1 protein-coding gene is annotated in these 256 nt (G+C 59.8%); it reads left to right on the top strand.

What is annotated here, in order from left to right; genetic code table 11:
* Positions 1-24 precede the first annotated feature (24 nt).
* Positions 25-256 (top strand): hypothetical protein (locus SB753_RS39125; RefSeq protein ID WP_410805428.1); only part of this gene is annotated, 232 nt, incomplete at its 3' end.

Here is a 256-nt window from a genome sequence, read left to right as displayed (position 1 = left end):
CGGCGCCGTTTTCGAGGATAAGCCATGCTGAACCCGTCGAAATCTGACTGCATCACGATTCTTTCCGCCGCGAGTCAATTGCCTGACGACTCGCTTCTTCCACTCGACTTCCGCACGCTCGGCATCTCGCGCAACGGGATGGAAACCGCTGCAGCGTTTCTGATCGAACGCGCCTGCTTCAAGCGCTATAGCGAAGCCGACGGTCATTATGCCGTCGGCGGCCTGTCCTTGCAGGGGCGCTGGCGTCTCGATCAAC

Origin of the sequence: Paraburkholderia sp. SIMBA_053 (assembly GCF_046534895.1) — a bacterium.
GTDB classification, from domain to species: domain Bacteria; phylum Pseudomonadota; class Gammaproteobacteria; order Burkholderiales; family Burkholderiaceae; genus Paraburkholderia; species Paraburkholderia caledonica.
Note: the sequence above shows the minus strand (reverse complement) of the source record. Positions and strands in the feature narration are given on the sequence as shown.